The 6,900-nt window shown below is 57.2% G+C and carries 8 protein-coding genes and 1 pseudogene; 6 read left to right on the top strand and 3 right to left on the bottom strand.

Going from position 1 to position 6,900, the window contains the following annotated elements:
- Both VHX65_08420 and VHX65_08415 read right to left on the bottom strand, forming a co-directional pair.
- Window positions 1-1,417 (bottom strand): sulfatase (locus VHX65_08420; protein HEX3998557.1); only part of this gene is annotated, 1,417 nt, incomplete at its 3' end.
- 60 nt (window positions 1,418-1,477) lie between these two features.
- A complete protein-coding gene (locus VHX65_08415) occupies window positions 1,478-2,353 on the bottom strand; it encodes a hypothetical protein (protein HEX3998556.1) in 876 nt (291 codons plus the stop codon).
- 129 nt (window positions 2,354-2,482) lie between these two features.
- Here VHX65_08415 and VHX65_08410 point away from each other — a divergent pair, with 129 nt between their 5' ends.
- The 4 genes from VHX65_08410 (at window position 2,483) to VHX65_08395 (ending at window position 4,656) form a co-directional block, all read left to right on the top strand.
- Entirely contained in the window at window positions 2,483-2,815 is a 333-nt protein-coding gene (locus VHX65_08410; GenBank protein ID HEX3998555.1) for a hypothetical protein, read from the top strand.
- 18 nt (window positions 2,816-2,833) lie between these two features.
- The gene (locus VHX65_08405) at window positions 2,834-3,913 is read left to right on the top strand and encodes a helix-turn-helix domain-containing protein (protein HEX3998554.1); all 1,080 of its coding nucleotides are present in this window, start codon (window positions 2,834-2,836) and stop codon (window positions 3,911-3,913) included.
- Window positions 3,914-3,974: 61 nt separating this feature from the next.
- Window positions 3,975-4,145 (top strand): hypothetical protein, encoded by a 171-nt coding sequence (locus VHX65_08400; protein ID HEX3998553.1) that lies wholly within the window; start codon window positions 3,975-3,977, stop codon window positions 4,143-4,145.
- Complete coding sequence (locus VHX65_08395) at window positions 4,123-4,656, top strand: hypothetical protein (GenBank protein HEX3998552.1); 534 nt, start codon at window positions 4,123-4,125, stop codon at window positions 4,654-4,656. The genes VHX65_08400 and VHX65_08395 overlap by 23 nt, the downstream gene beginning before the upstream one ends.
- Here VHX65_08395 and VHX65_08390 read toward each other — a convergent pair.
- A complete protein-coding gene (locus VHX65_08390; GenBank protein HEX3998551.1) occupies window positions 4,653-4,913 on the bottom strand; it encodes a hypothetical protein in 261 nt (86 codons plus the stop codon). The genes VHX65_08395 and VHX65_08390 overlap by 4 nt on opposite strands.
- Window positions 4,914-5,177: 264 nt before the next feature.
- Between VHX65_08390 and VHX65_08385 the strand changes: the two genes are divergently transcribed.
- A complete protein-coding gene (locus VHX65_08385) occupies window positions 5,178-5,633 on the top strand; it encodes a hypothetical protein (protein HEX3998550.1) in 456 nt (151 codons plus the stop codon).
- A gap of 410 nt (window positions 5,634-6,043) precedes the next feature.
- Window positions 6,044-6,820, top strand: a pseudogene (locus VHX65_08380) (DUF1559 domain-containing protein).
- Window positions 6,821-6,900: the final 80 nt, after the last annotated feature.

Raw genomic sequence — 6,900 nt, 5'->3', positions numbered from 1 at the left:
GCCGCTCGGAATGCAAAAGCTTCTTTAGCATCGCCACCGTCGCGGCTTGATCGGGGTCGTGGGCGAGGTTGTGGTATTCCTTCGGATCGGCCGATTGGTCGTAGAGTTCGACGCCGCGTTTGCCGCCGGCCCATTCGGTGTAGCGCCAGCGCCCGGTGCGCACGCTGCGGCCCATCGCGTGGTCCTTTCCGCCCCCGCGCTCGACTTGCGTATAGGCCGGCTTGCTCCACTCGGCAGCGGGATTTTCCAAAAGCGGTCGCAGGCTTGTGCCTTCGGCGCCTTCCGGGGCAGGCAGGCCGCAGAGATCGGCCAGCGTCGGGTACAAATCGACCAGCTCGACCGGGCGCGAGCAGACTTTGCCGTTCGCCTTGCCCGCGGGATCGTAGATCACCATCGGCACCCGCGCGCTTTCCTCGAAGAGCAGCATTTTTTGCCACTGCCCATGCTCGCCGAGGCACCAGCCGTGGTCGGAGATAAACACCACCACCGTGTTGTCGGCCAGATGGAGCCGATCCAATGCGGCCAGCACGCGCCCCACCTGGGCATCCATCAGGCTCGTGCTCGCGAAATAAGCGCGGGTGAATATTTTGAGTTGTTCTGGCGTCAGGCCATAGTTCAGCGGCTTGACCGTCAGCGCGATCGGCGGAATGCCAGCGATATGCTCCGCCGGTTCGGTGGGGAGATGAATTTTGTCGAGCGAATAGAGATCGAAATAGTTTTTGCTGGCGGCGCAAGGAACGTGCGGGCGAAAGAAGCCGCAGCCGATGAAAAACGGCTTGTCGCCGTGCTGCTCGAGCAGTTTGATGCAGGCGTCGGCGATTTTGCCGTCGGTGTGGTCCGACCCGTCGCCTTCGGTTTCCAACCAGCACAGGGCGGCGCCGAGTTGCCGGCCTTTGGTGAAATTGATGACGTCGGCCTCTTCGTCCTTGTCCCGGCCGCGAGGGTTGACCACCTCGTTCCACGATCGGCCATCATCCAAGCCGTTGGTGCCGATCTGGTTCGGCACCCCGTAGTGATAAATCTTCCCCACGCGGGCCGCGAAATAGCCGGCCTTTTGAAAATGCTGCGGGATCGTGATCACATCGGGCAGATGTTGGCGGAAGTTTACGCCGTTGCCGTATACCCGTGTCGTATCCGGCCGCCGCCCGGTCATGAATGAGCATCGGCTCGGGTTGCAGAGCGGATATTGGCAATAGGCATGCTCGAAGCGCACGCCCTTGGCGGCAAACGCATCGACATTCGGCGATTTCACCAGCGGCGCGCCGTAACAGCCGAGCGATGTCGTCGTCAGATCGTCGGAAATGATCAACAACACATTTTTCGTTGCCGCCGGCTCGGCCGACCGAGCGGCCTGCCATGGCGCGATTGAAGCACCGATCCAAGCAATTGCGGCGAGGAGCAGGATTCGAGTTTTCATCCCTCGCACCCTATCATCGCCACTTGGTCGGGTCAAGAATTCGGCCGGAGAGGTAGTGGGTCAGTCTGAAATCCTCTTTTTGTACGGGCCGCGCTTTCCGGCAACCGCCAGCGGCAAAAGATCGACCATATCGCCGACGGTCCATCGGTGCTTGGCAACCCCAGCGGCCACGGCCGGCGTTGTCTTGATCGTTTGATGCACCCGCACAAAGTTATGGTACATGAACGTGATAGCCACGCTAAATGCCAGCATCTCGGCTTTCTTGCTGAAAGCGTTGGTCAACCGCGTATAGCGGCGATTCTGCATTCGGATGTTTAGGTTCTGCCGTTCAGCGTAGCTGGTCGAAACCAAATCCATATCCGGGTTGCCCTCGACTTGCTGCTTGATTGCCCCCAAGCATTTGCCCGGCGAGTAGCGGGTTTCCGCTGGGCCGGTTTCGTTGCCGAACTGCTTCACCAATTGTGCGAAGTCCACATCGCCACGGAAAGCATCATTCACGGCCGCGAGGTAAAGCCGGTTGCCATCGGTTGTCATCTGGCAGCGGTTCGCTAGCCGCTCGGCAACGTCTGAAATGAAGTATTGGGCATTCGCGGAATCGCGAGCGCCAAGCCGCCACGACAGAAGCAACTTTGTCTCGGCACACAATGCGGTCCAAGTCCAAATCGAGCCGACGCCCGGCTCTCCCCGCATGCGGTCGGGAAGGTTTTTATCCTTCGCGTAGCAGAATTCCCACACTTCGTCGATTTCGATCCGCTTGCACGGAAGATTGCGGAGGACGACGTTTTGGAATTCCAGCACCGCTTGGCCCAGTTCGCGGGTTAACTTTTGAATCGTGTTCTTCGCCGCGCCAGTAATGCGGGTGGTCGCGGCAATCGAAACGCCATCGCACAGGCAGCGGATAACGGAACAGCGTTGGTCGCGGGTTAGTGTTTTCATACTTCCCATTATGCTTGAGCGGTCACGGTAAGTCAACATAAAATTTACCTTCTGCGTAAAGAGTTTTAAGGCAATGCACTTGAAAAGTCATTACCTCTATGGTAAAGATTATATGCAAGGACGCCGAACATGGAGATAACGTTCACAAACGCCAGCCTCACGACGCTTTGCAATTCAGAGAAGAAACTGAGGGGCAAATATGGCCCGCAGCTAGCTGCAAAGATTGCGCAGCGACTGAATGAACTGCAAGCCGTCGACAATCTTGGCGCCATGCGGCTGCTTCCGGGTCATTGCCACGAGTTGTCGCAAAACCTTAAGGGACTGTTGGCGATCAGCCTTATCGGGAAAGAGCGTTTGGCGTTCAAGCCGAACCACGATCCATTGCCATCGCTGGCCAGCGGCGGCCTAGATTGGGTTCAGGTTACAAAGATCACGGTCGTTGGGATTGGCGACTATCATTAATAAACGGGGATCGCAAACATGGCATCAGCAAAGCACACTTACCATCCGGATTACGCGACTCCGCCCGGCGCTACCCTGAAGGAAGCGATTGAGGCAAGAGGGCTTTCGCAAGCCGACTTTGCTGCGCGGATGGGCATGGCCGAGAAAACGGTCAGCCAAATCGTCAACGGCATTGCGCCGATCAGTGTGGACACGGCCTACAAACTTGAACTCGTGCTAGGAATTCCGGCAAGCTTCTGGAATCGGATGGAACTTGCCTACCGCGAGCATCTCATTCGGTCTGAAGAAACCAGCAAGCTTGAGGTGGATATTGCTTGGCTAAAAGAGATTCCGGTCAAGGAATTGATTGAGCGGAAGTACATTGTCGCCGCAACCGATAAATCACACCTTGTCCGGCAGTTGCTAGAGTTCTTTGGAGTGAGCAGCGTTCAGGCATGGCGAGACGTTCTCGCCAAGTCCGCGATCCAGTTTCGGGGTGGCGAAGCGCATCAGAAATATCCAGGATACGTTGCCGCGTGGCGTCGGCTGGGTGTTCTTTCGGCGCAGGCAATGGAAACTGCGCCGTTTAATCCGCAGGAGTTTTTGCGAGCGCTTCGGACGGTCCGTGGAATGACCACGAAAAACGCCAAGGAATGGAGCGTCGAAATAAAATCCGTCTGTGCTGCGGCCGGGGTTGCGGTAGCTCTTACCGAGGAAATTCCCAAGGCCAGCATCAGCGGTGCCGCTCGTTGGCTAACAAAAGATAAGGCTATGATTCAGGTCAGCCTCAAATACAAAACCGACGATCAGTTTTGGTTTACGTTTTTCCACGAGGCCGGTCACATTCTCAAGCACGGAAAAAAGCAGGTGTTCGTTGACTATGGATATAGTGAAGATCAGGAGGAAGAGCGAGAGGCAAACGAGTTCGCGCGTGATTTCTTAATTCCTCCGTCATACGCGCACCGCCTACCGTTTGTTGCCAAGAGCAGGCCCTTAATCAAAGACTTTGCCGCAACCATTGGAATTTCGCCCGGTATCGTAGTTGGGCGTTTGCAGCATGACGGCCTAGTTTATCCAGGTGCCTACACCGATCTTAAACGCAAGTACGAATGGGCGTAAAATGAAGCCTCGCTTTCCAGCGTCGGATGAATACGTTGTTTGGGCACAGAGCCTTAGTGGAATGCTGACCAAGATTAAGACTTCATACGGCGGCGTCGCGCAGATGGTTGAGCACAAAGACTGGGATGAGGCCAAAACGCGTTATTTTTTACAGCTAGTTAAGGGACTGAACCGCCACCTCAAGGCAATCGACAAGGAGCTTTCCGATCATGTCGCTGGCAAAGCAGGGTAGGACACAGGCCGAATACGACGAAGAAGCGATCCTTCAACACGAGCGCGAGCACGATGGCGCATTCCACATGGAAGAGCTTGCGGCGAAGCTCTTGAGCGAGGGATGGGAGGTCAAGATTCCCAGCCCGAAAGCGATATTAACTCGCCGCCTAAAAAGGCGTTCAAGAGAGTTGCAAGGGTACGACAAGCAAAATCGCAAACGGCGCATCATGCACGCCAATAAGGTTGTAAAAATCGGCCCAGATGGCGAACCAAAAACGGAAGTTGTTTGGGATCACATCGACAATATGGCGTGGGATCACGCGCTGAGCGCATTTCAGCAGCGATTTGAAAACACTCAGAAGCAGGACCACGCCCTGGAGCGCGATATGGGCAGTTTCAACGACAACAACCCCAACGCCGTCGAACATAAAATTCAGAAGGAAATGCTCTTTACCTACGGCGACCGGCAAGAGCAGGTCGTTGAGAAGATCGAGCAGGATGTTCCGTCAAAGCCAAAGCAGCCCCGCTAGTCAGCCTTACTGCCCCACCGCTTCGCTGCGGCTTTCTTGGCGATGGCCTTGCGCTTTGCTGGCGACAGCTTTGCCATGCGGGCCGGGCCGCCCTTGAGGCCACCCAACCGCCCCAGCGCCACCGCTGCCGGATTCTTCTCCGGCTTGGCAGCTTCCGGCTTCGGCGGTTCAGCATCCAGCACGACCGCATCGAGGGTCGCACGGGCCAGTTGCTGGGTGTCTTTCTGCTTCGGTGGATTGCTTGAGCGTTTAGGCATATCCAAAGTATGCCGCCGGATCGGCCATCGGGCAAGGCCGGCTCAAAACTTCGTGATTTCAGACTGACCCACTACCGCCGGAGTTCACGCTTTGGCTGCAGAAAAGGCGACGAATAGCCCACCGCGCCGGCGTGGTCGGCGTTTCGAGCCTTGACGCGGTTTGGCCAATTTTCGAGCCTCAATTTGTGTTGCCGCAGCGAACCGGTTTCATTATTCTTACGTAAAGGTGATGCCTCGATTTCTTCCCTCGTTGGTGTCGTTGCCATGCGCGCGGTTTGGCGAATTCGATTCACCTGGGCATTCGCCATTTTATTTAGCGCCTTGTCGGCGATGGGGGAAGGTCTGCATTTGTTGCCCGGCCAAGGGCACGATGCTTGCTGCCGCGATGCCGGCTGCCGCGATGCCGGCGATCAATGCTGCGACGAAGATACTCCACCGGCAGCGCCAATTGGTGCCGGGTCGGCGGTGCCAGTCCAATGGTTTGTCGCGGATGCGAGCCGGACGATCTCGCAAGACTCTCCGTTGCGGCTGTGCGACGACGAAAACTGTGCAATCTGCAAGTTCTTTGGGCAGGCCGTTTGGTTCACTCGAACGGCTTCGCTGCCCGATTGGCAATTCCTGCTGCGATTTCATCGACCAGCCAAGGAAGTGGTGGTCGTTTGCCGCTGGGAATATCTGCCATTTCTCTCGCGGGCTCCTCCCGCGCCGGTGGATTGCTGATCCCGGCGGGCGCGCTGCGTTTGCGCGCTCGCGAACCGTTTGCGTTCGCCGCTGCGCTTGATGGCGATTGCGCCCGGCACTCGATTGCGACCGCGCGCTGCCGTGCTTGATGGCGATTGCGCCGAACTGCGATTCAGATCGAGATAAGGCACGGTCCACCCAATCCGTGGTCCGCGCGCATCCGCGCGCGTCGGGTTTCCCCTAATTCCTCACCCGCCGAGGGGACAGGGGGGGACGGTCGGCCATGGGTTGCCAATTGGTGTTTTTCCATCCGAGAAAACCATCGGAGGCGCGCCATGCGCTCTGACTTTATTCGACCAAAACGTCTCGCGTTCGCTTGGCATTCCGCGCCGCCCCAGCTCGCCGGATCGGGAGCGCGGGCAAATCATCGTTCCGTTGAAGGTCGTTTCAAGAAGGGATTCACCCTCGTTGAGTTGCTGGTCGTCATCGCGATTATCGGCATTCTAATCGGGCTGTTGCTGCCCGCCGTGCAAGCCGCGCGGGAAGCCGCCCGAATGGCCTCCTGCAGCAACAATCTCCGGCAGATCGGGATTGCCTCTCAAAATTTCCACAGTGCCTTCGGGTTCTTTCAAACCGAAAATCCCGCGACTGCTCCGCCGTATCCCTATCCGAACACTTGCTGGAATCTGCAGACGTTGCGTTACGTCGAGGAGAAACAACTCGTGCAGGAAGTGGTCGGAGCAAGCCAGGCGGCCATCGCGGCCGGCAACGGCTCTCTCGTCCCACTCAATAATGGCCAAGATATGGTTCCCATTTTTCTCTGCCCCGATCGCGGCGATCGATCCAATGGCCTGATCGATTACGGATATCTTCAGCGGCCCGGGAGCATTCTTTACAACGCCCCGGGGGGCGTTTCGCTGGGGCAACTCAGTAATTTCAACGGATCGTCGAAGACCCTCATGGTGACCCACCTGGGCTGCAATCCGCAGGATTATCCCATCGGTCCGACCCCTTGGTACAACTGCCTGCAAGCCTACTCCGGCGCAAGCATGTTGGACGACCAAGTGCAGATTGGGCAGTATTCCACGACGTTCAGTTCGCCGCATTTCAGCGGCAACCCCGCCCTGTTTGCCGATTGCCACGTTCAGACGATCGACAACACATGGCTCACCAACAATCAGGACGTCTGGAATTGGCAGAACGTCAATTCCATCACGCTGCCTTGAGGTTCGAAAATTCGCAGGAACCCGATATGGAGACAGTGCACGACAACTCGCTGGTTTTCCAGCCGCCGCAAGGGGGCCGA

Source organism: Pirellulales bacterium, assembly GCA_036267355.1.
Lineage (GTDB): Bacteria > Planctomycetota > Planctomycetia > Pirellulales > DATAWG01 > DATAWG01.
This window is presented reverse-complemented; position numbering and strand designations above follow the sequence as displayed.